This is a genomic window from Streptococcus ictaluri 707-05, from assembly GCF_000188015.2.
GTDB lineage: Bacteria > Bacillota > Bacilli > Lactobacillales > Streptococcaceae > Streptococcus > Streptococcus ictaluri.
The window spans coordinates 58,818-81,342 of record NZ_AEUX02000006.1 but is presented as its reverse complement, the minus strand read 5'-3'; the positions used below and the strand labels follow the sequence as shown (position 1 = coordinate 81,342).

The window sequence follows — 22,525 nt, the reverse complement described above, 5'->3', positions numbered from 1 at the left end:
TTTCTGACAGGACTTATTCTAAAATAGAGGACATGAGTATAACTAAAGAATTTGATACTATTACAGCTATTTCAACCCCTCTTGGAGAAGGTGCTATTGGCATTGTTCGCTTATCCGGAAGTCAAGCCTTAGCCATCGCTAATTCTGTCTTTAAAGGTAAAGCACTTGATAAGGTAGCTTCTCATACCATTAATTACGGACATATCATTGACCCTAAAAACAATCAAATCATTGATGAAGTCATGGTTACAGTTATGTTAGCTCCCAAAACCTTTACTAGAGAAGATGTGATTGAAATCAATACCCATGGCGGTATCGCTGTCACAAATGAGATTTTACAACTTTTATTAAGACAAGGTGCTCGAATGGCAGAGCCTGGTGAATTTACCAAAAGAGCCTTCTTAAATGGTCGAGTCGACTTGACTCAGGCTGAGGCTGTCATGGATTTAATCCGTGCCAAAACCGATAAGGCTATGGCCATTGCAGTTAAACAGCTTGATGGCTCCTTAGCTCAACTGATTAATAATACTCGTCAGGAAATCCTCAATACTCTAGCGCAAGTAGAAGTCAATATCGACTACCCAGAGTATGATGACGTTGAAGAAATGACCACTGCTTTGATGCGTGAAAAAACCAAAGTGTTTCAAAGTTTGTTGGAGAATCTCTTACGCACCGCTAAACGGGGTAAAATTTTGCGAGAAGGTCTATCCACCGCTATTATTGGACGTCCCAATGTTGGTAAGTCAAGTTTATTAAACAACTTATTACGAGAAGAAAAAGCCATTGTTACCGATATTGCAGGAACAACACGTGATGTTATTGAAGAGTACGTTAATATTAAAGGAGTGCCTCTCAAGCTAGTGGATACAGCTGGTATCCGTGACACGGATGACATCGTCGAAAAAATTGGTGTTGAACGTTCTAAAAAAGCACTTCAAGAGGCTGATTTAGTGTTACTCGTTTTAAATGCCTCTGAAGCCTTAACTGAGCAAGATCGTCTCTTACTTGAACTCAGTCAAGGAAGCAACCGTATTATTTTATTAAATAAAACTGACTTGCCTCAACTGATTGAAAAAGAGCAGTTGCCAGAAAATACGATTGAAATCTCTGTCATACAAAATAAAAACATCGATCAAATTGAAGATCGTATCAATCAACTCTTCTTTGATAATGCCGGTCTCGTTGAACACGATGCCACCTATTTATCTAACGCTCGTCACATTTCTTTAATCGAGCAGGCGGTTCAAAGTCTCCAAGCAGTCAATGAAGGACTAGATTTAGGCATGCCAGTTGATTTGCTTCAAGTGGATATGACAAGAACCTGGCAAATTTTGGGAGAAATTACAGGAGACGCTGCCCCTGATGAGCTGATTACACAATTATTTAGCCAGTTCTGCCTAGGGAAATAAAAAAATGACCTCAAAAAAAGGAACCCCAATGAGTTCCTTTCAGATTGAAGACAAAGCCTCTGGAAATTGATTTTTCCAGAGCTTTTCTTTTTCTTATTTGATTAATTCATAGATGGCTTCAGCATAAATAGCCGCTGATCGGAAAATATTGTCCAGTGGCATGTACTCATTAGCCTGGTGCATCGTGTTTTCATCACCTGGGAACATGGCTCCAAAAGCAACCCCACGTTTTAAGAGACGTCCAAAAGTGCCCCCTCCAATAACCTGTTCATAACCTTTTAGACCAGTTTGTTTTTCATAAACGTATAGCAAAGTTGAGACTAATTCATCTTCCATAGTCACATAGTGTGGTGTGTGTTCATGCTCAGATAAGGTGACACTGGCAACGCCTGGTAATTGCTCAAGCCCTTTTTTGATGATGTTGGCATCAATTCCTTTTGGATAACGGAAATTCAACGCTATGGTGTTATCTGTAGCCTCTTTATCAAACTTAAAGACACCAGCATTCATGCTTAGAGCACCCATTTTGTCATCTTTAAAGGCTAATCCTAATTTTTCTGCTTCAAAATCTAAGTGAAGAACTTCTCCAGCAATATGCAAATAATCCTTTGCTGCCCCTTCAAACGTGAATTGGCTTAAGAATTTTGCTAATAAGGTAGCACCATTAATACCTGCTTCTGGCGTTGACCCGTGAGCTGACTTACCTATAATGGTGATTTGTAACTTACCATCTACTGCTTTTAGATTCCCCTCAACTGATTGTTCAGACAAGAATTGTTCTAAAGCTGCTTCAATCACATGGGCTTCATGGGGAGCACTAATAAGAGCTGTTGCTGATTCTGGCACCATGTTTTCACGTAAACCACCAGCAAAGGTATGAAGGATAAAGGCACCTTCATTTTGACCAGGGAAGTGAAGGTATTCCGTGATATTACCTTTTTCACCATTGATAATCGGAAATTCAGCATCAGGAGAAAAGCCGAAATCTGGATCTTTAAGCCCATTATGAGCAAAATAGTAATCCACATCACCCCAGCCTGATTCTTCATCTGTCCCTACAATGAAACGGACTTTTTTAGAAACAGGTAAGCCCAATTCTTTAATGATTTTCAAACCATAGTAGCATGCCATGGTAGGACCTTTATCATCTGATGAACCACGCGCATAAAGACGGTTATCTTTAACCACGGGTTCATAAGGATCTGTCTCCCAACCACTTCCAGCTGGTACAACATCTAAGTGTCCAAAAATACCAAGAACTTCATCACCTTGTCCGAATTCAAAGTCACCAGCATAATTATCGATGTTACGAGTCTGATAACCATCACGCTCTGCCATAGCTAAAAAATGTTCTAAAGCTTTTACCGGTCCAGGCCCAAAGGGGTGCTGAGCATCCGCCTGTGAATCATCTCGTTCTGAATTAATGCGAAGAAGGCTTGATAAATCTGCCATCAAGTCATCTTTGCGTTTTTCTACTTCTGCTTTAAAATCAATCGCTGTCATTTTTTCTCCTTTATTTTAAGATATAAGTAAGATAGCAAAGTAGCTGTTAAGCCAATAGTTGCTAATCCTAAAATTACTGATAACCATGGCACTAGAGCTATTAGAGTTCCTAGTTTAAAAACAGATAGTCCAACTAAAGAGGAAACTATCAAGATAAAAAAATAATCTTGAGTACTGATCCAATCACTTTCTTTTTTCATCATAAAGCCTTTCTGTAGCTAACTCTATTATCCCTCTTAACAGATTAAAATCGTTTCGATGGTATCAAAGTAACCTATCTCTACTAACGACGTTCAATCACTTCGTCTACTGGTAAGCGGTAACTTGGTTCTGGCATCTCATCACTATAACCGACTGTAATTAATAATTCAGGTCGGAATCTCGGATCAATGTCTAGAATTTCGTTAGTGATACGCTTGTCAAAACCAAGAATAATATTGGAAGCAATTTTTTGGTCTGTTAAGGCAAGCACTAGATTCATAGCAACTAACCCTGCATTTACAGCTAGATACTCTCCCGTTTGTACGTCAGAAAATTTAGCAAAACGTGGAGGTAAGGTTTCCATGTAATATCCGATTAAGTCATCTGGCAATGATTTAACACCAATTCTAGCAATTTTTCGGGAGCGAAGCGCTAAATCAGTATCTGAAAAGAGAGCCACTACATATTGTGCTTGTTCTACCTGATCCTTATTAGCCAATGGCAAGTCTTTGGCTAAGGCTTCTTTTTTGTCTTCAACAATAACAAATTTCCAAGGCTGAATGTTATTAGCACTAGGTGCTAATGTAGCGATTTCAATAGCCGTTCGTAGGTCTTTAAAATCAACGGGTTTGTCGTTGAAAGTTTTAATAGCATGACGCTTTTTATTCAATTCTAAAAATTTCATGTAATGCGTTCCAATCTAATATTAAATTTTATCTTGCATTTCTATTTTAGCATGATTTGAAACTGTTTTCATCTATTTTTCAATTTTTACCACACCTGCACACTAAAATAGTTTTACAAGATTTTCTTACTCCTCTTTGACTTTAAAGCTCTCTTTTAAAGCTCTAACAACTGCTTCTGGTATACCTAAAGATCTGATTTCTTCTTCGCTAGCCTTTTCAATAACAGCCATATTCTTGAAATGTTTTAATAAGGCTTGTTTTCGCTTAGGTCCTAAGCCAGAAATATGATCCAGCTTTGAAGAAAAAGAGTTTTTACTGCGCACTTGTCTGTGAAAAGTTTTGGCAAAACGGTGTACCTCATCTTGAATACGATGCAACAAAAAGAAGACTTCAGATTGTCGCGGTAATTCTACGATGGACAAGGGATTCCCAAACAATAATTCTTGGGTTTGGTGCTTGTCATTTTTCTGAAGACCCGCTACTGGAATGGACAAGCCAAGTTGGTTTTCAATGACATCTCTAGCTACATTGACCTGCCCTTGTCCCCCATCAATGATAATTAAATCAGGAGCTTGAAGCTGGTCTTTTTGCACTCGGCTATACCAACGATAAATGACTTCACGCATGCTAGCATAATCATCTGGACCAATTACTGTTTTTATTTTAAATTTGCGATAATCTTTTTTACTTGGCTTACCATTAACAAAAACAACCATAGCCGCTACAGGGCTTGTCCCTTGGATATTTGAGTTATCAAAAGCCTCAATTCTCATTGGTCTTGGAATACCTAATAACTGCCCTAAGTCTTCGATCGCACCGCTTGTTTTTTTCAGGTCTTTTTCCAAAAGATCAAATTTTTGTTGCAGACTAACTCTGGCATTCTTGGTGGCCAGTGCAACTAATTGTTTTTTCTCCCCTCTTTGGGGCTTGATAATCTTACTTGGCACAATAGCTGCTACTAACTTGTCATCAATGTCTGAAGGAATAAAGACTTCTTTAGGCACAAAATGATTCTTGTCCTGATAAAATTGACCAATGTAAGTCAAAAAATCTTCCTCAGCTTCATTGTAATAAGGAAACATATTGACATCTCTTTGAATTAGTTTTCCTTGGCGGACAAAGAAGACCTGCACACACATCCATCCCTTATCAACAAAATAACCAAAAATATCACGGTCTTGCAGGTCTTTACTCATAACCCTTTGTTTGGTGCGCATGGTTGCAATTCCAGAAATCAAGTCACGATACTCGGCAGCTTGTTCAAAGGCCATCTTTTCAGAAGCCACCAGCATCTTGGCACGTAAGCCATCAATGATTTTGTCATCTTTTCCGTTTAAAAAGTGCTTGACATCGTCTACCAGTTGATCCCAATAAGCTTTATCCGTGTGACAAATGGTATGAGCATGACATTGCCCTAGATGATAGTAAAAGCATACTTTATTGACAGGATTCTTGCATTTTTTAAAAGGGAAAATCCGGTCAAGTAGTTTCTTGACCTCGTTAGCCGTATAAGAATCTGGGTAGGGTCCAAAATAGAGGCCATCTTTTTTCTTAATTTGTCTGGTAATCATTAAACACGGGAACTGCTCATTAGTGATTTTAATGAAAGGGTAGGATTTATCATCTTTTAATTTGATATTATACTTGGGCATATTCTCTTGAATGAGATTAATCTCCAACAAGAGCGCTTCTGTATCGGATTCTGTAACGATGAATTCAAAATCCTCGATTTCTGATACTAATAATTCCGTTTTCGTATCATGACTACCACGAAAATAAGAGCGAACTCGATTGCGTAAATTCTTAGCTTTACCAACGTAAATAATGGTACCATTTTTATCTTTATGTAAATAACAACCTGGGCTATCAGGAAGCAACTCCAGTTTGTGTTTAATCAGTTCATTCATGGTCTTATTCTATCAAATTTAAGGAAAGTTTGACATTAAAAAGCCATAAAACAAGCAAATGTTCTATGGCTTTTCTAAAACCGAAAGGGTTATTTATTTGGTGTGTAAATAAGGTGTTCATTGACAAATGAGGTAAAACCAAGTTCGCTCAATTCGCGACCATAACCAGAATTCTTGATCCCACCGAATGGTAATTCTGGCAAGCTAGTCCAACCAGAGTTGATAAAGGACATACCAGTTTCAATTTGAGCGGCTACTTTTTCAGCATGGTCTTGGTTACTACTAAAGACAGTGCCTCCTAAACCATAATTGGAGTCATTCGCCACTTCAATGGCTTCTTCTTCACTAGAGACTTTGTAGATTTCTCCGACTGGCCCAAAGATTTCTTGATAATATATAGGATTGTCTTTTGTTAGGCCAGAGATAATCGTTGGCATCACGAAGTTACCTGGATGGTCTATCCTTTCACCACCATAAATTAACTCTGCCCCATGATCGAGCGCTAACTGAATTTGTTCAAGAACATCTTCTTTAGCTTGAGCAGATGATAGTGGTGCTAATGTGGTTTCTGGATCCATAGGATCACCCCACTTAGCTGTTCTAAAGACCTTTGTTAAGAGATCAACAAAACGGTCATAATCCTTATCTAAAACGATAAAGCGTTTGGAAGAGGTACATACTTGACCTGCATTATAAAGGCGTGAGAAATAAAGCACCTTTTCCAATTCATCCCAGTCAGCATCATCCAAGATGATAAAGGCATCATAACCACTCAATTAGAGAGTCGTCTTTTTAAGGTTTTTACCAGCTTCTTGGGCAATGGATGCGCCTCCACGTTCTGAACCAGTCAAGCAAACACCCACGACACGTTTATCATCTATAACCTTAGAGACTTGATCGTAGGAAATAAAGAGATTGGTAAAGCTTCCTTCTTCTGCGCCTGATTCTCTAACCAATTCTTCAAAAGATTGTGCCGAGCGTGGGCAAATGTATGCATGTTTTAGGACCATTGGATTACCAACAATAAAGTTAGGCGCAAAAACTCGCATGATTTGATAGTAAGGGAAGTTCCAAGGCTCAACGGCTAAGATAAGACCTGTTGCTTGTTTTAAGTAATAAGCTTGTCCAGAATCTGTTTCTAGTGGCGTTGATTTTAAAAAGTCATCTGCCTTATCAGCGTAATAATCAGCAATATCAGCACAGAGTTCAATTTCGCCTTGCGCCTCTGTGAAGAGCTTGCCCATATCTTTTGTCATGATCTCAGCATACTTGTCACGGTCACGACGCAAAATATTTGCGATTTGATGGAGTTGGGCTTTACGGTCTTCTAAAGCGTCTTCCTTGCGCCATTTTTTATAAAGTAAGTGTGCTCTTTCCAGAACATCTTCTAATTTGCCATCAGTCATATTGTCGAATTCATGAAGGACTTCGTTTGTAAAAGGGTAAATTGTTTTATAAGCCATAATCATAGCCTCCTTTTCTTATTATCTCAAGTCTATCAGATTTTGAAAACGATTTCAAAAAATGGCTACGCTATTTTTTTCACTAAGAATCAAGTAAGTTTAGAAGTTCTTGATAGGAAGAAATCTCATACTTAGCTTGTATAGTGGTCTGGTTTGATAAGTGTTGATGATTAAACCAGACGGTATCAATTCCTGCATTAAGGCCTCCTTGGATATCTGCTGTTAAACTATCTCCAATCATCAAGGTTTTGGAACTGTCATAATCGGGAATCTGAGCAGCGAACCAATCAAAGAAAGCCTTATCGGGTTTTTGAAATCCTGAAAGTTCAGAAACAAAAACTGCCTTAAAATATGGCATTAATCCTGAAACTTGCAAGCGTTCCTTTTGAATACTAGCAATGCCATTAGTAGCCGCATATAGCTCATAGCCACTTTGTTTCAACCTAGCTAGTAAATCATTACTACCAATATAGCTTTGTCCCTGTTTTTTTAAATGTTCCTGATAACGGTTAGCTAAAACAATTCCGTCTTCGTTTCTTCCAAAATGGGCGAGTAAGCGACTGAAGCGACTATTGACCAGCTCTTTTTTGCTGATTTGCTTATCTTCCAATGCTTTCCATAGCGCTTGATTCATTGGTTTATAAAAGGCCTTGTAAGCTTGGATATCCTCTACTCCATAATCGTTTAAAAGCGCATCAAGAGCCTGATCTTCGGCAGCATCAAAATCTAATAGGGTATGATCTAAATCGAATAATAAAAACTGATAATTCAAAAAAACACCTCTCATCTGATAATGCTTACTATTATATCATGAAGAGACCAAACAAGACTTCTTCAAATGTTAAATAAAAAAACAAGCAAGGCTGTTGCTTGTTTCAGTTTGAAGAAAAAGTCATTTATTGCTACTTTCCTTAGGTGCTATCGGACGGTAGCGACTTCTTAGAAGGATTCCATACCTAACTGTCGAGCCTAAGGTCTCGCCAGTTTCGAGTGTCTAAAATCTTGCTATTAAAGGGATTTTAGACACTTTCAGCACGGCGGAAGTAGCCTTAATAAGCTCGCTATCGCTCGCAGAAATAGAATATTTAGTAAATCTCTTGCAAAGCTTTGCTTGTTTTTACAATTATCTTATCATTTTAAAAGTCAATTTCTGTGCCAATTCCTTTTTCTTTGGCTTTTTCAATAATTAATTGAGCCGTTACAATGTCTAAGACCGCAGAACCAACACTCTTAAACACAGTGACATCTTCTTTGCATTGACGACCTTTAATTTTGCCCAGCAATAATTCTCCAAGTTCGCCACTGTAATCTTCTTTTTTAAGTCGACCATCTTTTAAGGGAGCCTGAATATCACCTGCTTCAGCTAAAACACCATCATTTGTATCAAAAATAACAGCATCTGCTTCAACTAATAGATCAGCTGGCAATTCTAACATTTCAGGGGTATAGGCGCCAATCCCATTGACATGGACTCCTTTTTTAAGGTCCCAAGCCTTGAAAGTATTGACTTTAGAAGTGGTAACTGATGTAAGAATATCAACGTCCGACACAACTTTCTTGGCTGTTTCAACGGCATAAATCTTAGTCTTGAAGACGTCTTTGACATCATTTGTCAAGGCCTTAGCAAATGCTTTAGCTCGGTCAAAATCAATATAAAAAACTTTAAGTTCTTCTAAATCTCGAGCTGTCATCATGGCAATAGCCTGTTGATAGCCTTGACCGCCGGTTCCAATGAGCCCGGCAATTTTAGCATCAGGATTGGCCATTTCTTCTGTAGCTGCACCTTGGATAGCTGCTGTACGCAACTGTGTTAGGTAAGTTCCATCTAAAATAGCTGATACAATGCCTGTTTCTGGGTCCAGAGAAACCATTGTGGCTGGAACTGAAGGCAAACCTTTGTTAATATTTTCAGGATAAACAGAAACTATTTTCACCCCTAAAGACGACTGATTACCTTTAGTTACAGCAGGCATATAAAGGCTTTGACCATTAAAATCAGTCACCTCCAAATTTGTTCGTAAAGGCACTGTTGAGTTACCAGCGCTATAGAGTTTCACAGCTTCCTTAGCGGCTGCGATAGCATCTGACATGCTAAAACATTGTTCAATATCTGATTTTGTTAAAATAAGCATCCTTTTCCTCCGTTCTTATCGTCTTTTTAACATACCGTAGGCACTGTACAAAAGAATAAAGGCCACAAACCATTGCAATAATGAAGTATTCAAACTAGTAACAAGAAAAACGGCACATAAAACTCCTAAAACGCCAAAGGTTGAAGTAAAGAGTGTAATTTTACGGCTGTATTCTCCAGATTTAACGAATTGAACACTACCAACTGGGACTGAGAAAGTTGCTGCTCCCATCATAATTGGAAAAGCGACAGCAGGATTGAGGCCTAACAGGTAAACCGTTATCATGGTCAAAGCATATGACCCGATACCGATATTATTTAAAGCTCCAAAAATGGCTAAAGCTACTGCTGCAATAAGCAATTTAAAACCTGAAAGTGCACTAGCGTCTCCACCACCTGGTAGCCAGCCAAATTTACCACCAAAGATAATCAAGGCAGCAATAATCATTCCTACGCCAATGGACAAACGTAATTGATTAGCAGGTAATTTGACCGCAAATTTTGCCCCAAAATAGGAACCAATCATTTGACTAATAATGCAAACCACAAGCGTCACAATACTAACTTTAATACTTGTTATATAAGCAAGTGCCATTACCGCAACTGGAATCGTACATTGTGTATTTAAGGTTCCAGGTAACTTTTTGACACTGGTCCAATTTAAACGTGGATATAAACTGGTACTGATTGCAAAATCTGAAATCCCTAAAGTTGATAAAAAGAAAATCAAGGCACTTGTAAAAGGAAGAGCTAAAGTATTAGCTCTTCCTTTTACAAGTGCCTAATAAAGGTGATTGCAAAGTATGCATTCACAAGAACAACTAAAATGAGTAATATGTTTTTGAAGGTCATGGCCTATCTCCATTAAAAAATGTGTCGAATACCTTCAAAGTCTTTTCCATAATCTTGTGACAAGATATCTCCATGTTCTTGAATAATCTTAAGAGTGTAGGCATCGTGCTTAACATATTCTTTAGCTATTTGTCGCATGGCCACATTTTTTGACCAGATAACATCACATCTGGTATCCAAGGTTCCAAATAAAACAATAGCATCATCACAAATTACGTTAACCCAATGCCCACCCATATCTTTAATTTTATCCATTTCAAATCCATGAGGGTAAAAACGTTTGAAAGGTAGAGCATAATGACCACTTTCACTAAATAAAATGCAAACAAAGGTTTCTAAACGCGCCTCTGCTGCTGTTAAAGCATCTACAATGGCAGGTGTTAAAGAATCATCCCAAATTTGAATATAGAGACTTTCCTTAGCATGCTCAATCATGTATAACATTTTTAATTGAACCGCTTCTTTATTTTCCATCTGCCACAAGAGAGCGTCAGCTTCTTTTTCTTTCACATTTGAAAGATGGTCATCCAAATAATTAATATCACTTAAAGTCATTTGTTTTAACATGCTAACAAACTCTTCAGGTGACAAGGCTGAGTACATTTTTGGTTCACTTTTATTAACAAGTACGACACCTTTTTTGACCAGATTTTCCAAATTATTATAGACCTTTGAGCGCGGTACGCCAGACTTCTTACTGACTTCATAACCTGTCATTGAGCCATTTTCTACCAAACTTAAGTAAATATTGGTTTCTGATTCTGTATAGCCGAATTGTTTCATTTTCTTTACCAGCATATGAACTCCTTTTATAGTAGCTACTTACAGTAACTACTATAAAATGCCTTTAGCACTTCGTCAATTAAAAATTGTGATTTTTTAACATTTTTTATCTAAAAAAATTCCCCGCAAGTTGTCAAGTCAAGTGCAACCAGTTCATAGATAACTAGAGTTCCAGATGTTAAGCTGTTCGGGATAGCTCAAACAGGAATTTTGAGGATTGATATTGAAGAAGTCGTCTTGGGCGCTCATTGATGGCAGTAATATAATTGTCAAGTTCTTCAGAGGTTAGTGGATTAAGTGAGACTCCTTTAGGGACATATTCTCTGAGGAGGCCATTGAAGTTCTCGTTTTTTCCTCTCTCATGTGAAGAATAGGGATGTGCAAAGTAAACTTCAACAGCTTCTAAGTTTGAGAGTAAACTAAACTCAGAACCATTATCCGCTGTGATGGATGCAATAGGATACTGACTGATGAGATGCGTGACAGCACGGTTAATGGTTTGGGACTGCTTGTCTTCTAGCTTAACTCCTAGTGCATAGCGTGTCTGGCGCTCTACCAAAGTCAACATAACAGCTTCACCTTTGGTTTTCTTGCCGAGAACCAAATCAATCTCCCAATGCCCAAATTCAGAACGATCATTAATATATTCTGGACGTTCTTCGATAGATTTACCTAAAGTCTTCTTATTCGTCTTCATGACTTTCTTAGAACGTTTTCTGATACTAACCATCTTAGGCAAATCGATTGGTTTAATAGCTAATACCCCCTCTTTGATATAACGATAAATCGTTTTGGTAGAGGGGACGACTTCTTCAGGATGGTTCACTTTGTAAGTCTGAACAAAACTATCCACACTATGGAGACGAATGTTAGCCGTCAAGGCAGATTCTAATTGTTCAATGAACCTAGCGGAGCAGTCATTCAACTTGAGATAAGAACTCTTTTGACGATTGGTTTCATAGACACGTTGCCCACTATCAGCGAAATAGGCGTTGAAGAAGGTTTGTTTTCCATTCTTATCCTTTACCTGTTCTACTGAACCACGTTTTATTTCTCGGCAGATTGTAGAACGGTGACGACCCAAGAGTCGAGCAATCTCAGCGGGTTTCTTTCCCATTTTAAGATAAGCAGCAATTTCACCCCGTTCTGTGGCTGAAAGATGAGAATAGGATGATTTTCTGGTAGAATTAATGTTGGACATGTTCATCTGCTTTCCATACTGAATTGGGGAATTCTAGTATATCAGACGAACATGTCTTTTTTGTTGCACTTCATTTTACAACGCGGGAAAAAAAATTCCCCCTAATTAAACTAGAGGAAATTGTTTATTTTTTAGACAAAGCTTGACTGAGTTTTTCAACAAAGAGATAAGCTGCGGGGCAAATCAAAGTATTTTTCAAGGTTAAGTGATTAATTTGATAAATTTTCTTTCGATCAGTGTGAGGAAAGTCTCGACAAGCTTTGGGGCGGACATCGAAAATACTACAGAGATTATCCCCACCTAAAAAAGGACAGGGCATGGATTGAAAGACTTTATCGCCATCCTCATCCACGCGCAAATAAGTGCTTTCAAATGTAGCGAGTTTCATGCGAAATAATTTAGCAATCTTGGTGATGTCCGATTCTGTCAAATCAGGTCCCAAATCTTTACAACAATTAGCACAGGCTGTGCAATCAATTTCTTGATGAATCTCTTGTACCACTTTATCAAGGTTTTTAGGGGCTTTCTTTTTCAAACTGGCTAAAAATTTAGCGTGTTCTGATTGTTTTTGAAGCGCTAGTTGGTGATACTTGTCGATATCAATTTCTTTTGTCATTACTTAGGAATCTTTCTTCAGTTCTTTAGTCGCTTCATTATACCATAGATTGAGTGTTTCTTCTTACTCCTTTTGCTCATCTAACTCTTTTCGCAGCTGATTGTATTTAGCTAAAATCGCGTTTTTATGTTTGCTGACATAATCATAATCTTCTGTCAGCGTTTTGATACTGTCTAGAGCTTTGATATCACTGCTGGTTTGAGCATCTTGTCTGATCGGTCGATTGGTAGTTGATTGGGCAAAGGTATTTTGAACTTCTAGAGAGAGTAAAAAATCAATAAATTTTTTGGCATCCTTTGGTGATTTCGACCCTTTGATAAGAGCCATAGAGGAAGGTAAAAAAACAGTTCCTTCTTTTGGGTAGACAATGCTGATATTGGCACCACTTTTTTGAAGATTGACACAGGGATCTTCATAGGTTAAGCCTACAATCATTTTACCGTCTGCTACAGATTGATAGTCATCTGCTGAACTGCTGGACTTGATGGCGTTAATATTTTGAAGAAGTGCTCTGACATAGTCCCATGCTTTGGGATTTTTGTAATCTCCTTTAGCTAAGAGCATATTAGTTAGTTGAGCAAAGGCACTGGAAGAGCTATTGGGATCACCAAAAGCAATTTTTCCCCTCAGTTCGGGCTGCAGTAAGTCATCATAGCCTTGAATCGAAAGATCTTTTGCTAATTCATTGTTCAGAATCAGGACACTGCCATTAATGGTATATGGCGTAGCTACTTCACTAGGATGAACATAGTCCGCAATAAGGTGCTTGATATTGACAGATTGATAAGCATCAAATAAGTGACGGTGACTCTCAAACTGACTGTAATTACCACCAAAGAATAGGTCGGCCTGTGTGGGCGAATGCTTTCTTTCTAAAGATTGCATGAGTTGACCAGTACTTCCTTGAACCAATCTTACTTTAATATGATATTTTTCTTCAAAAGCAGGAATGGTTCCCGTGAGAATACTTTGGCTGTTTGGACTTAGAATAACCAATTCTCTCACCTTTGAAGAAGGACTTGTCTTTTTTTTAGCAACATTAATATAGGTTAGCCATATTCCTAGCAAAATAGATAGGAAAATAAGTATTAACTTGATTATTTTTTGCGACATCACTTATTTCTCCAAAATCTCTTCATTAAGCACCTCTTCTTTAAAGGATTTTACGGTTTGACCCATATATTTTTTAAAAACACGATCAAAATAGCGATAATCATAAATGCCAACAGCTTCTGCAATTTGATAAACAAGCATATCTGGCTCTTTAATCATGAGTTGTATAGCTTGATTGATGCGATATTGATTAATGTAATCGCTCAAAGTCATATTTAAATGCTTCTTTGTTAAAGTATAGAGGTAACTTTCACTATAACCTAATTCATGAGCTAATTGACCAATCATGATTTATTCATGATAATGCTCATGAATAAAGCGCAACATTTCCTGAGCTGTTTCTGGCAGTTGCTCCGTTATCTGGGGGAGTTTCAAATAAAGATAGCTGTAATCATTGATTCCTCTGTTTCTTTGCTGGTCCAACCTAGCCATAATTGTCTTTAAACAATCATAAAGAACCTCTTTTTCTAGCGGTTTTGTCAAAAATTCTAAAACACCATAGTGCAAAGCTGAACGTGCATTTGGAAAATCTGCGTAGCCAGAGAGAATAATTTTGGCATAAGAATAGTCTTGGGTCGCATCAAACATCTCAAAAGCTGTCATGATAGGCATATTAATATCTGTCAAAACAATATCTGGATGGGTTTCTTTAATAAGAGCTGCTCCTTCTTTGCCATCTTTAGCTTCACCTACTACCAAAATACCTAAACTCTTGTAATCAATAGCATAATGGAGCCATTTGCGGATAAGGTGTTCATCTTCAACAATGACTAATTTGTACATGAATTACTCCTTTATCTTAAACATCACAGAAAATTCCTCTTCCTTCTTATCAAAAATCAGCTCAACTTCTGAAAATTGATGCTTGAGACGACGATAAGAATTAACCAAACCATGGTGAGAGTCGTCAGATAACATCATCAGGCGCATTTCTTTTTCTTTTTGGCTACTAATACCTGGCCCATTATCTGATACCTTAAAATATACCCACTCTTCTTCTTTAACAATGGCTATGTGAATAGACACATCGTGTCGATAACGAAAACCGTATTTGATGCTATTTTCAACTAATGGTAATAAGAAAAGTTTTGGAATTCTCAGAGTCTCAAGCATGGGATCACAATGAATGGTATAACTTAATTCTTCAAACCTTACCTTTGTGATTAATAAATGAGATTCTAAAATGGTTAAATCTTCTTTTAGTAACACAGCTTGAGAGGAACCATTGAGACTGTAGCGTAAGAGTTTGGTTAGTCGGATCACAATTTTTTCGGTCAGCTCAGGATCGTAATGACTCGTAATCAAAATAGTTTCCAAAGTATTATAAAGGAAATGAGGATTGAACTGTGCTTCTAGCATTCTTTTTTCAAAAATTAATTTTTCTTTTTCCAACTCTAGGGTCTTGTCATGCAAACCTTGTAGTTGCCCAACCATTTGATTAATCTGATTAGCTAAATATTGAAACTTATCTTGACTGTCTAACTGAATTTTAGTTTGTTCTTGATTAACAATCGCTGTCATATCTTTTGTTATTTGATGAATAGCACGAGAATTTTTAGAAGCAATTTTGTCTGCCAAGGCTTTAGATTTCCAATTTAAAACCATAAAAATAGTGACTGAAGATATGATAGAAAATAAAAAAACAAAACGAATAGGAATTAAGGGACGATAGATATGAAGAAAAATTCCAGGACTTAAGACTAAATGACGATGAACAAAAGCACGATTGCCTTTAAAAATAAAATAATGATTTAACTCAGCACTGTCCACCTTATCTAAGGTTGAACTGATAAAATCTCGCCTCGTAAACGTAAAACTATTATCAAATCGATCAGCAATAATCAGCTCAGAATTAATATCACGAGAAGGATTAAGAAAATCTTTTCCATTAGCCAAAAGCAAACTATAGCCTTTAATCACATGATTGACTTTTATAGGCTTAATCAAAGCTAAAAAATGCTCTTCATCATTGGTCATCATCACTTTAATGATTTTCCCTTTAGCTTGACTCTTTTGAATAATTTGCGACAAGTAAACAGACTGATTAAAAAAATTACCCAAATGTTGGTTACTTGCAAATAAAAGCTGACTTTCTGGACTAAAAATCAAGAGCTCAGTTTGGATCTGCGAACTATTTCTTAGATGATAGTATTGTTTGCTCAAATCAGCAGAACTCAGCTGATGGTTTAAAAATGACGTCAATAAACTCTTGTTTAGCTCAGTTAGAAGACGATTTTTTTGTGGAGCATTTTCTGATAATGTCCTTCGACTCTCTTTGAATCACGATAGAGGCCAATTTGTTGAGGGGCTAAGGAGAAAATCAGAAAAAAGCCAATTAATAAAAGAGACAAAATCAGTGACTGATGTGAAAAGTCATGAGAAATATCCTCTTGTAAGTGTTTTTTAAATCTTTCTTCCATAAGCCACCCTTTCTATTTCTTTATTATACCAAAAGCCAAAGCCTAACTGTCAACGAGATGCCATCCTGAATAGCACGAATTGAAAAAAGATAAGCAAAACAGGAGACTAATGTTTTACTTATCTCTATCTGAATGGATTAGCAAATACCAAGAAGGCCTAAGATAATCCCTAAGAACATGATGCCAAACATGATCCAGTTAATATTTACTTTTTTACGAAGAAGCTAAAAAGCTGTGAATGTAACCACTAATGGCACAATACCAATAAAGAGTTGGTCTAAATAATCTTGAATAGAGGCTGCTTCTTTAGCACCTTTTGCAGCAACCGTTAAGATGGTTTTAAACTTAACGTTTGAGGCAGTCATGGAACCAACCATCATTAAACCAAGCATACTTGATGTTTTAGTGACGATTCGAATACCACCTGATTCATATAATTTCTTGATGAATCCTGCTCCTACAGAATAACCACCGTATAAGCTATAGTAGTGAATAATAAAGGCTGGAATATTATAAAGTAATAAGAAGACAACAGCTCCCATTGCTGAACCAGTGCTAGCTAGTGAAATCCCAATACCTGCAGCAATAACACGCAAGATACCCCAGAAGAAAGAATCACCAACACCTGAGATAGGTCCCATCAAGGACGCTTTAACCGCAGTAATGGAACTAGCGTCAAACTCAGGATCTTCACTATTTTTCTTCTCCATAGAAGCCACAAGTCCCATGATGAAGTTGTTGATATGCATGGTAGCGTTAAACCATGTGGTATGTCTCACTAAGGCATCTGCCTTTTCTTTATCAGTTTTATAAAAGAGGTTAATAACTGGTAGTAAGGTGTAAATAACCCCGATAGCGTGATATTGTGTCGCACCTGTACGACTAGCATTCATGGTCCATGAACGCCAGAAGACAGAGCGAAGCATTTTGCGTTCTTCTTTAGTCAACTGTTTTTGAGATGTCATGCGAAGAAATCCTCCTCTTCTGATTCTTTAGAGTCAAATTTAGTTTGTTTGCTAATTAGTCCATTGCCAATAGCATCCATTTCTAAGTCTCTTTGTGAGCTGATCACACAAATCACAGCACCAAGAGCAGCAACTGCTACTGCTGGCAATTTCAAATAAGCTGTTAAGACGAAACCAAGTAGATAAAAGACTGCTAGTTTGTTAGTCCAAAGTAGTTTCATCAGCATGGCAAAACCAACTGCTGGCAAGAGACCACCTGCAGCACTCAACCCATTCATCAAGTTTTGTGGGATATGTTCCACAAAAGCATTAACCGGTCCACTTCCCACTAGAATACCAATAAAGGAAATAGAAGCGATGATAAGGTAATAAACAATCCAAGTTCCATAGTGAAGAAGAACTAATTGATTTTGTTTGTTTTCAGCTGCTGCTTTATCTACCCAAGGAGCAAAAATATTCATGAAGACATTTTTCAAGAACATTACAACAAAAGCTGCAAGCATACCAATCGGAACCGCTAAAGTCATGGCTGCTTTTTGGTCAATATTAGAAATGATAGTAAAGGTTGTCGCCATAGCTGTTGCTGTTACAGGCTCTGCTGCTATAACTCCACCAATGTTAACATTTCCTAAGAAGAGGGCCTCTAAAGAAGCTCCCATTAAGATACCGACTTTCATATCACCAAGTAATAACCCTGTCACCAATCCCACAACTAAGGGACGCTCCATCATACTTTGGCCGGTTAAATAATTTCCTCCAAAACAAATCAAGACAGCTAAAGCCGCCATTGTTGCTGGCATTAACATATAAGATACCTCACTTTATTATTTGACTAACTGACTTAAGCTAACTTTGCTATTAGATGGCAAGACTTGATTAAAGACATCTAGGTTTGGAAGGCTAGCTAATTCTTTAGCAGCTTCTAACTCTTCTGGGTTCAACAGTAAGCTAGAAGTTAATTTTACTTTGCTGGCAGGATCTGATTTATCAAAGTGACCAACATTAGCCACATTGACAGCTTCTAAATCGCTTACATTTTTAGCAATGCGACAAGCATCAGTGACAGAATTAACAATAACAAAAATACGTTTGTCTTTAGCACGTGGGTCGTTGAATAAATTAATGGAATCTTCAACAGAACGAATCAAGAGTTTCATACCATTTGGCACTGCCATTTTTAAGGTCATTTGTGTAATTTCATTTTTAGCAGCTTCATCGTTAGCCACAACAAGTAATGGGGCATTCAGTTCTTTTGTCCAAACAACGGCTACTTGACCATGAATCAATCGGTCATCAACACGAATTTGAGTAATCATATTTTTTCCTCCTTAGTTAAAAAAATCATCATCTGAGTCTACAGAAGTTTCTGTAGCGACTAATTGTACTTGTGATTCATTAATAGTAGTGATAATGTCTTCTTTTGTAATAGCTTCCTCTGGTTTTAAAAACATAAGAGATAAAAGTGTTGCTAAGTTGCTATTTGAGATTAAGAAAATATTATCTTTACCACTTGCCATCACAGCAGCTAACATTTTTTGGTTAACACTACCACCTAATAAATCGGTGAAGATTAAGGCTTGTTCATCCTTAGCAACACCTGTAATGAAAGCATCGATTTGAGTCGTGTAATCACTATCATCAATATAGGCATCAATAGTTTCAATAGCTTGACCACAGCCAGCTAAAATATCAATTGAGCTTTGTAAGCCACTGGCTAACTTGCCATGACTTCCAATGAGAAATTTTTGTTTCATTTTTTCCTCCAATTAAGGGCAAAATTTGGCGTAACCAGTTTAGCACTGGCCTTATTACAGCTTTATTTTATCAAATGAAAACGTTTGTAAAGTGGACTATTCTATCCAATATGTAGACAATTCTACACAAAGAAAAAAGGAAACCCTAAGGTTTCCTCAATATTTCTCCTCTCCTGAGAGCTGGTAACTTACCACATTCCTAGTAAACTTTGCATGACCAGACTCACCATGGTGATGCTTATCCAACAGATAGCCCCCAATAAAATGGCTTGACCACCAGTTTTAATCAACTTAACTACTTGCGTATTTAGACCAATCGCAGCCATAGCCATGACAATGAAAAATTTAGACAAACCTTTCAATTGATCTACAAAAGCCATGGATATCCCGGCTGTTGCTAAGAGGGTTGTTAGTAAGGAAGCTAATAAGAAAAAGATAATGAATCTTGGCATAGCTTTCATAAGACTAAAAGACTCTGATTGTTTCTCTTTTTTGTTACGCTTGGCTTGATAGACGGAAAGTCCTAATGTAATCGAAATAATAGCTAATGTTCTGGTTAATTTGACAATAGTTGCCCCATCTAAGGTGTTGGATTGATGAAGAGCATCCCAAGCTGTTGCTGTTGCTGTAACTGATGACGTATCGTTAACAGCCGTTCCAGCGAAAATCGCGAAACCTTCATTTGATAATCCTAACCACTGACCTAAGCTTGGAAATAAAAGAGCTGCTAAAATATTAAATAAAAAAATAACAGAAATAGCCTTTGCAATGTCTTCATCTTTAGCATCAATAACAGGAGCTGTTTCTGCAATAGCAGAGCCTCCACAAATGGATGAACCAACCCCTACTAAAGTAGCCGTATCACGGTCAATCTTCAGGTACTTCTTTCCCAAAAATGCCATTAATAGCGCACAAGTGATGGTGGACAAGATAATTGGTAATGATTGTAAGCCAACAGCCATGACTTGGCTAAGATTAAGGCCAAACCCTAATAAGACAACGGCCAATTGTAAAATATACTTGGATGTAAAGGCAATTCCTTGATTTGTTTTTTGACGGTTTTGATAAAACATGGCCAAGACCATACCTAATAAAATAGCAATAACTGGAGCACCGATAATAGGAAATAAATGACCTAGGTACCAGGCAGGTATTGCTAAAAGTAGAAAAAGCAAGAATCCTGGCAATTTCTTCAAAATGGTTGACATAAGACCTCCTTTTTACGTTTCTATTATAAAACTTTTGAAAAAGAAAGTAAAACTAGCCTAAATGACCATAAAAAAAATAAAAAGCTAACCCCTTTGGGGAAAGCTTTTTATTTTTTTATGTAGACGTAACATTTGTAAATCTAAAACTTCAAATCAACCTTCATCGGGCTATTCTTCTGACATCGTGCTACCATACACTAACCACTCACTTGGTTGGCTATTTGACATCCCGTCCTCAAAGGCTTTCGAATACTCCATTTCCATGGTGAATTGAGGTTGACGCTGACTCACGTCAAAAGCCTGGTAAGGTCTCCCGAAATAATCAATTCGTTGACGTCTATGAGGTAGGTTAGCGCTGGTTGTGTCTAAGAAGTACCATTGACCATCATAATTAACACGAGTCACTTGGTGTGGAATACCATGAGCATTTAACCCGCCAACGACATAGGCTTTTATTCCCATTAAATTAAGAGCTCTAGCTGTGATAGCACTGTATCCAACACAGATTCCTTTGCCTCTTTCTGTAATCGCAAAAATATCAGAAGCACGATTATAAGCTGCTTTATTATCAATACTCATAGCTGCTTCTTGATCATATTCAAAATTATTTGCGATAAATAGGCACCACTTACGAAGTTTTTCTTTCTCTGAGCGTTCTTTCATTGCCCCAGATTGATCAATTAAAGCCTTAATTTTATCATCATTAGCTAAATAACGATCTAATCCAGCATTAGTATTTTCATAATTAACTGATCCAGCACCAACGCCCTCCACATAGTTCATGATGCGAATGGTTCTAGAATAAAAATCTTGATTTCCAATAGTTTGTTGATTAGACACTTGCCCTATTGAAAGACAAGCATTTGCTAATAAGAGCTTCAAAGGGATGCTTTCATTTAAATCAAATGTAGCAAAAAGACGTTTTCCCTTTAAATCAAAATCTTCAATGGTCTGCCTTACGATGCTATTAAATTCATCAAGACTATTGATCAGTCTGTCATTTTTATTGATTAAAATGACAGTATCGCCACCATTTAGCCAATTATTATTTAACTTAACAAATTGATAGTTATTGTGATAATCACTACCTAAGTGATCAGAAAAATCTCTATCAAAGTCAAAAGGCATGGCGGTAAAAATTTCTTGATTTCCCAATACAGCAATCTTAATCCCTGCTACTGTTTCGCCATCTCTTTCTTGAGATATTTGACTTAGTAATTGTTCTGTCTCAATGTTAAGAGTTTGAAACTGATTGCTTTGATTGTCTGAATCTGAACGGTCAAGCATTGAGGTTAAAGCAATAGAAGGCTGATCCACTTCATTAGCAGCAACACTCATGGAGTCCAGCAATAAACAAGATGATACTAGTAATGTACCACCTAGTCGACGTAACTTATGTGACATAGGTATTCTCCTCTTTTTTGTTATCCATCAATCTCCAACTAAATTATATGACTTTATTAAAAATTAAGCAAATACCATTTTAAATGATAAATAGATTATAAAAAATAGCGATAAAAATAATTGCACTTTTTTATATTAAGCAAAAACTAAAAATCTCACTACATGATAAAGTGAGATTTTTTCAAAAACATGGGTTATCAGAAGCTTTTAAGACAGTACGTTCCTGTCTTTAGCTTATTAGCAATGACTTTTCAGCGCTTACCTTCCCATTCAGCATAGAATTCTTCTAAATAAGTGATTAAAAAGTCATGTCTTTTTTGGTCCATTTCTTTACCATAATCAGTTGTCATCAAATCTTTTAGTTTCAACAACTTTTCATAAAAGTGCATAATAGCCGTATCTTTACCATTTCGGTAGTCTTCAAAGCTCATTTGCTTTCGTGGTAACCTATTAGGGTCATGGATCAAACGTCCTTTATGACCAGAATAAGCCATGCAGCGAGCGATTCCAATAGCCCCTAAAGCATCTAAGCGATCAGCATCTTGAACAACCTTGGCTTCTAAGCTTGTTAACTCTGAACCATGACCCCCTTTAAAAGAGATGGTATCAATGATAGTTTCAATTTGGTTCGTTTCGTCTAAGGAAAGTCCAATAGTCAGCATCCAGTCATGCAACTGCTGTTTAGCCAACTCTGGATCAGCCTGAAGTTTGTCATCTATCATGTCATGTAAGAGGGCTGCCATTTGACAAATAAAAGAATCCGCACCTTCTCTAATCGCTATTTCTTTGGCGGTATGCCTTACGCGAACCACATGCCACCAATCATGTCCACTGGCTTCTGATGATAAGTGCTCTTTAACCAATGCTTCTGTTTTGAGGAGAAGGGACTGCTTTCGATGATCCATAAGA

At 37.3% G+C, this 22,525-nt stretch carries 17 protein-coding genes and 5 pseudogenes; 1 reads left to right on the top strand and 21 read right to left on the bottom strand.

What is annotated here, in order from left to right; genetic code table 11:
- The first annotated feature begins 32 nt into the window (after positions 1-32).
- Positions 33-1,409: a tRNA uridine-5-carboxymethylaminomethyl(34) synthesis GTPase MnmE gene (gene mnmE / locus STRIC_RS05430; protein WP_008089379.1), complete on the top strand. Its 1,377-nt coding sequence runs from the start codon at positions 33-35 to the stop codon at positions 1,407-1,409.
- 93 nt (positions 1,410-1,502) lie between these two features.
- On the opposite strand, the gene pepV is transcribed toward mnmE, so the two are convergent.
- From pepV to STRIC_RS05325, 21 genes and pseudogenes are all read right to left on the bottom strand, one after another.
- Positions 1,503-2,912, bottom strand: a complete 1,410-nt coding sequence (pepV, locus tag STRIC_RS05425) for a dipeptidase PepV (RefSeq protein ID WP_008088798.1) — start codon at positions 2,910-2,912, stop codon at positions 1,503-1,505.
- A complete protein-coding gene (locus tag STRIC_RS05420) occupies positions 2,909-3,115 on the bottom strand; it encodes a hypothetical protein (RefSeq protein ID WP_008089316.1) in 207 nt (68 codons plus the stop codon). Before STRIC_RS05420 ends, pepV begins: the two co-directional genes overlap by 4 nt.
- Before the next feature lie 80 nt (positions 3,116-3,195).
- Complete coding sequence (locus tag STRIC_RS05415) at positions 3,196-3,798, bottom strand: nitroreductase family protein (protein WP_008089153.1); 603 nt, start codon at positions 3,796-3,798, stop codon at positions 3,196-3,198.
- Between the two features lie 126 nt (positions 3,799-3,924).
- Positions 3,925-5,706: an excinuclease ABC subunit UvrC gene (uvrC, locus tag STRIC_RS05410; protein WP_008089270.1), complete on the bottom strand. Its 1,782-nt coding sequence runs from the start codon at positions 5,704-5,706 to the stop codon at positions 3,925-3,927.
- Between the two features lie 89 nt (positions 5,707-5,795).
- Positions 5,796-7,169, bottom strand: a pseudogene (locus STRIC_RS05405) (NAD-dependent succinate-semialdehyde dehydrogenase).
- 82 nt (positions 7,170-7,251) lie between these two features.
- A complete protein-coding gene (locus STRIC_RS05400; protein ID WP_040832068.1) occupies positions 7,252-7,941 on the bottom strand; it encodes a YjjG family noncanonical pyrimidine nucleotidase in 690 nt (229 codons plus the stop codon).
- Between the two features lie 364 nt (positions 7,942-8,305).
- Positions 8,306-9,301, bottom strand: coding sequence for an ornithine cyclodeaminase (locus STRIC_RS05395; protein WP_008088930.1), 996 nt, complete (start codon positions 9,299-9,301; stop codon positions 8,306-8,308).
- Between the two features lie 15 nt (positions 9,302-9,316).
- Positions 9,317-10,152 (bottom strand): annotated as a pseudogene (locus STRIC_RS05390) (sulfite exporter TauE/SafE family protein).
- A gap of 12 nt (positions 10,153-10,164) precedes the next feature.
- Positions 10,165-10,950: a TrmB family transcriptional regulator gene (locus STRIC_RS05385; protein WP_008088695.1), complete on the bottom strand. Its 786-nt coding sequence runs from the start codon at positions 10,948-10,950 to the stop codon at positions 10,165-10,167.
- A gap of 163 nt (positions 10,951-11,113) precedes the next feature.
- Positions 11,114-12,136, bottom strand: coding sequence for an IS30 family transposase (locus STRIC_RS05380; protein ID WP_200857358.1), 1,023 nt, complete (start codon positions 12,134-12,136; stop codon positions 11,114-11,116).
- A gap of 124 nt (positions 12,137-12,260) precedes the next feature.
- On the bottom strand, positions 12,261-12,752 hold the full coding sequence (locus STRIC_RS05375; protein WP_008088922.1) for a YkgJ family cysteine cluster protein: 492 nt from the start codon (positions 12,750-12,752) through the stop codon (positions 12,261-12,263).
- A gap of 63 nt (positions 12,753-12,815) precedes the next feature.
- Positions 12,816-13,865, bottom strand: coding sequence for an extracellular solute-binding protein (locus tag STRIC_RS05370; RefSeq protein WP_008089023.1), 1,050 nt, complete (start codon positions 13,863-13,865; stop codon positions 12,816-12,818).
- Between the two features lie 3 nt (positions 13,866-13,868).
- Positions 13,869-14,648: pseudogene (locus STRIC_RS05365) on the bottom strand (response regulator transcription factor).
- Positions 14,649-14,651: 3 nt separating this feature from the next.
- Positions 14,652-16,285 (bottom strand): annotated as a pseudogene (locus STRIC_RS05360) (sensor histidine kinase).
- Between the two features lie 137 nt (positions 16,286-16,422).
- Positions 16,423-17,250: pseudogene (locus STRIC_RS05355) on the bottom strand (PTS system mannose/fructose/sorbose family transporter subunit IID).
- Positions 17,247-18,056 carry a PTS mannose/fructose/sorbose/N-acetylgalactosamine transporter subunit IIC gene (locus STRIC_RS05350; protein ID WP_008089518.1) on the bottom strand — a complete coding sequence of 270 codons (810 nt, stop codon included), beginning with the start codon at positions 18,054-18,056 and terminating at the stop codon, positions 17,247-17,249. The pseudogene STRIC_RS05355 and the gene STRIC_RS05350 overlap by 4 nt, the downstream one beginning before the upstream one ends.
- Before the next feature lie 18 nt (positions 18,057-18,074).
- A complete protein-coding gene (locus STRIC_RS05345; RefSeq protein WP_008089530.1) occupies positions 18,075-18,566 on the bottom strand; it encodes a PTS system mannose/fructose/N-acetylgalactosamine-transporter subunit IIB in 492 nt (163 codons plus the stop codon).
- A 12-nt stretch (positions 18,567-18,578) separates the two neighbouring features.
- Positions 18,579-19,004: a PTS sugar transporter subunit IIA gene (locus STRIC_RS05340; RefSeq protein ID WP_008089334.1), complete on the bottom strand. Its 426-nt coding sequence runs from the start codon at positions 19,002-19,004 to the stop codon at positions 18,579-18,581.
- 188 nt (positions 19,005-19,192) lie between these two features.
- Entirely contained in the window at positions 19,193-20,212 is a 1,020-nt protein-coding gene (locus tag STRIC_RS05335; RefSeq protein ID WP_008089463.1) for a YeiH family protein, read from the bottom strand.
- A gap of 168 nt (positions 20,213-20,380) precedes the next feature.
- Positions 20,381-21,616 carry a transglutaminase domain-containing protein gene (locus STRIC_RS05330; RefSeq protein WP_008089535.1) on the bottom strand — a complete coding sequence of 412 codons (1,236 nt, stop codon included), beginning with the start codon at positions 21,614-21,616 and terminating at the stop codon, positions 20,381-20,383.
- Between the two features lie 251 nt (positions 21,617-21,867).
- Positions 21,868-22,521, bottom strand: coding sequence for an HD domain-containing protein (locus STRIC_RS05325; RefSeq protein WP_008088780.1), 654 nt, complete (start codon positions 22,519-22,521; stop codon positions 21,868-21,870).
- Positions 22,522-22,525 lie beyond the last annotated feature (4 nt).

What these genes read in the sequence shown, in the direction of transcription:
- STRIC_RS05420 (WP_008089316.1), bottom strand. Translation starts at nt 3,115, where the DNA reads ATGATGAAAAAAGAAAGTGATTGGATCAGTACTCAAGATTATTTTTTT.
- STRIC_RS05415 (WP_008089153.1), bottom strand. Translation starts at nt 3,798, where the DNA reads ATGAAATTTTTAGAATTGAATAAAAAGCGTCATGCTATTAAAACTTTC.
- STRIC_RS05395 (WP_008088930.1), bottom strand. Translation starts at nt 9,301, where the DNA reads ATGCTTATTTTAACAAAATCAGATATTGAACAATGTTTTAGCATGTCA.
- STRIC_RS05350 (WP_008089518.1), bottom strand. Translation starts at nt 18,056, where the DNA reads ATGTTAATGCCAGCAACAATGGCGGCTTTAGCTGTCTTGATTTGTTTT.
- STRIC_RS05380 (WP_200857358.1), bottom strand. Translation starts at nt 12,136, where the DNA reads ATGTCCAACATTAATTCTACCAGAAAATCATCCTATTCTCATCTTTCA.
- pepV (WP_008088798.1), bottom strand. Translation starts at nt 2,912, where the DNA reads ATGACAGCGATTGATTTTAAAGCAGAAGTAGAAAAACGCAAAGATGAC.
- STRIC_RS05385 (WP_008088695.1), bottom strand. Translation starts at nt 10,950, where the DNA reads ATGCTGGTAAAGAAAATGAAACAATTCGGCTATACAGAATCAGAAACC.
- STRIC_RS05375 (WP_008088922.1), bottom strand. Translation starts at nt 12,752, where the DNA reads ATGACAAAAGAAATTGATATCGACAAGTATCACCAACTAGCGCTTCAA.
- STRIC_RS05335 (WP_008089463.1), bottom strand. Translation starts at nt 20,212, where the DNA reads ATGTCAACCATTTTGAAGAAATTGCCAGGATTCTTGCTTTTTCTACTT.
- STRIC_RS05370 (WP_008089023.1), bottom strand. Translation starts at nt 13,865, where the DNA reads ATGTCGCAAAAAATAATCAAGTTAATACTTATTTTCCTATCTATTTTG.
- mnmE (WP_008089379.1), top strand. Translation starts at nt 33, where the DNA reads ATGAGTATAACTAAAGAATTTGATACTATTACAGCTATTTCAACCCCT.
- uvrC (WP_008089270.1), bottom strand. Translation starts at nt 5,706, where the DNA reads ATGAATGAACTGATTAAACACAAACTGGAGTTGCTTCCTGATAGCCCA.
- STRIC_RS05325 (WP_008088780.1), bottom strand. Translation starts at nt 22,521, where the DNA reads ATGGATCATCGAAAGCAGTCCCTTCTCCTCAAAACAGAAGCATTGGTT.
- STRIC_RS05340 (WP_008089334.1), bottom strand. Translation starts at nt 19,004, where the DNA reads ATGAAACAAAAATTTCTCATTGGAAGTCATGGCAAGTTAGCCAGTGGC.
- STRIC_RS05345 (WP_008089530.1), bottom strand. Translation starts at nt 18,566, where the DNA reads ATGATTACTCAAATTCGTGTTGATGACCGATTGATTCATGGTCAAGTA.
- STRIC_RS05330 (WP_008089535.1), bottom strand. Translation starts at nt 21,616, where the DNA reads ATGTCACATAAGTTACGTCGACTAGGTGGTACATTACTAGTATCATCT.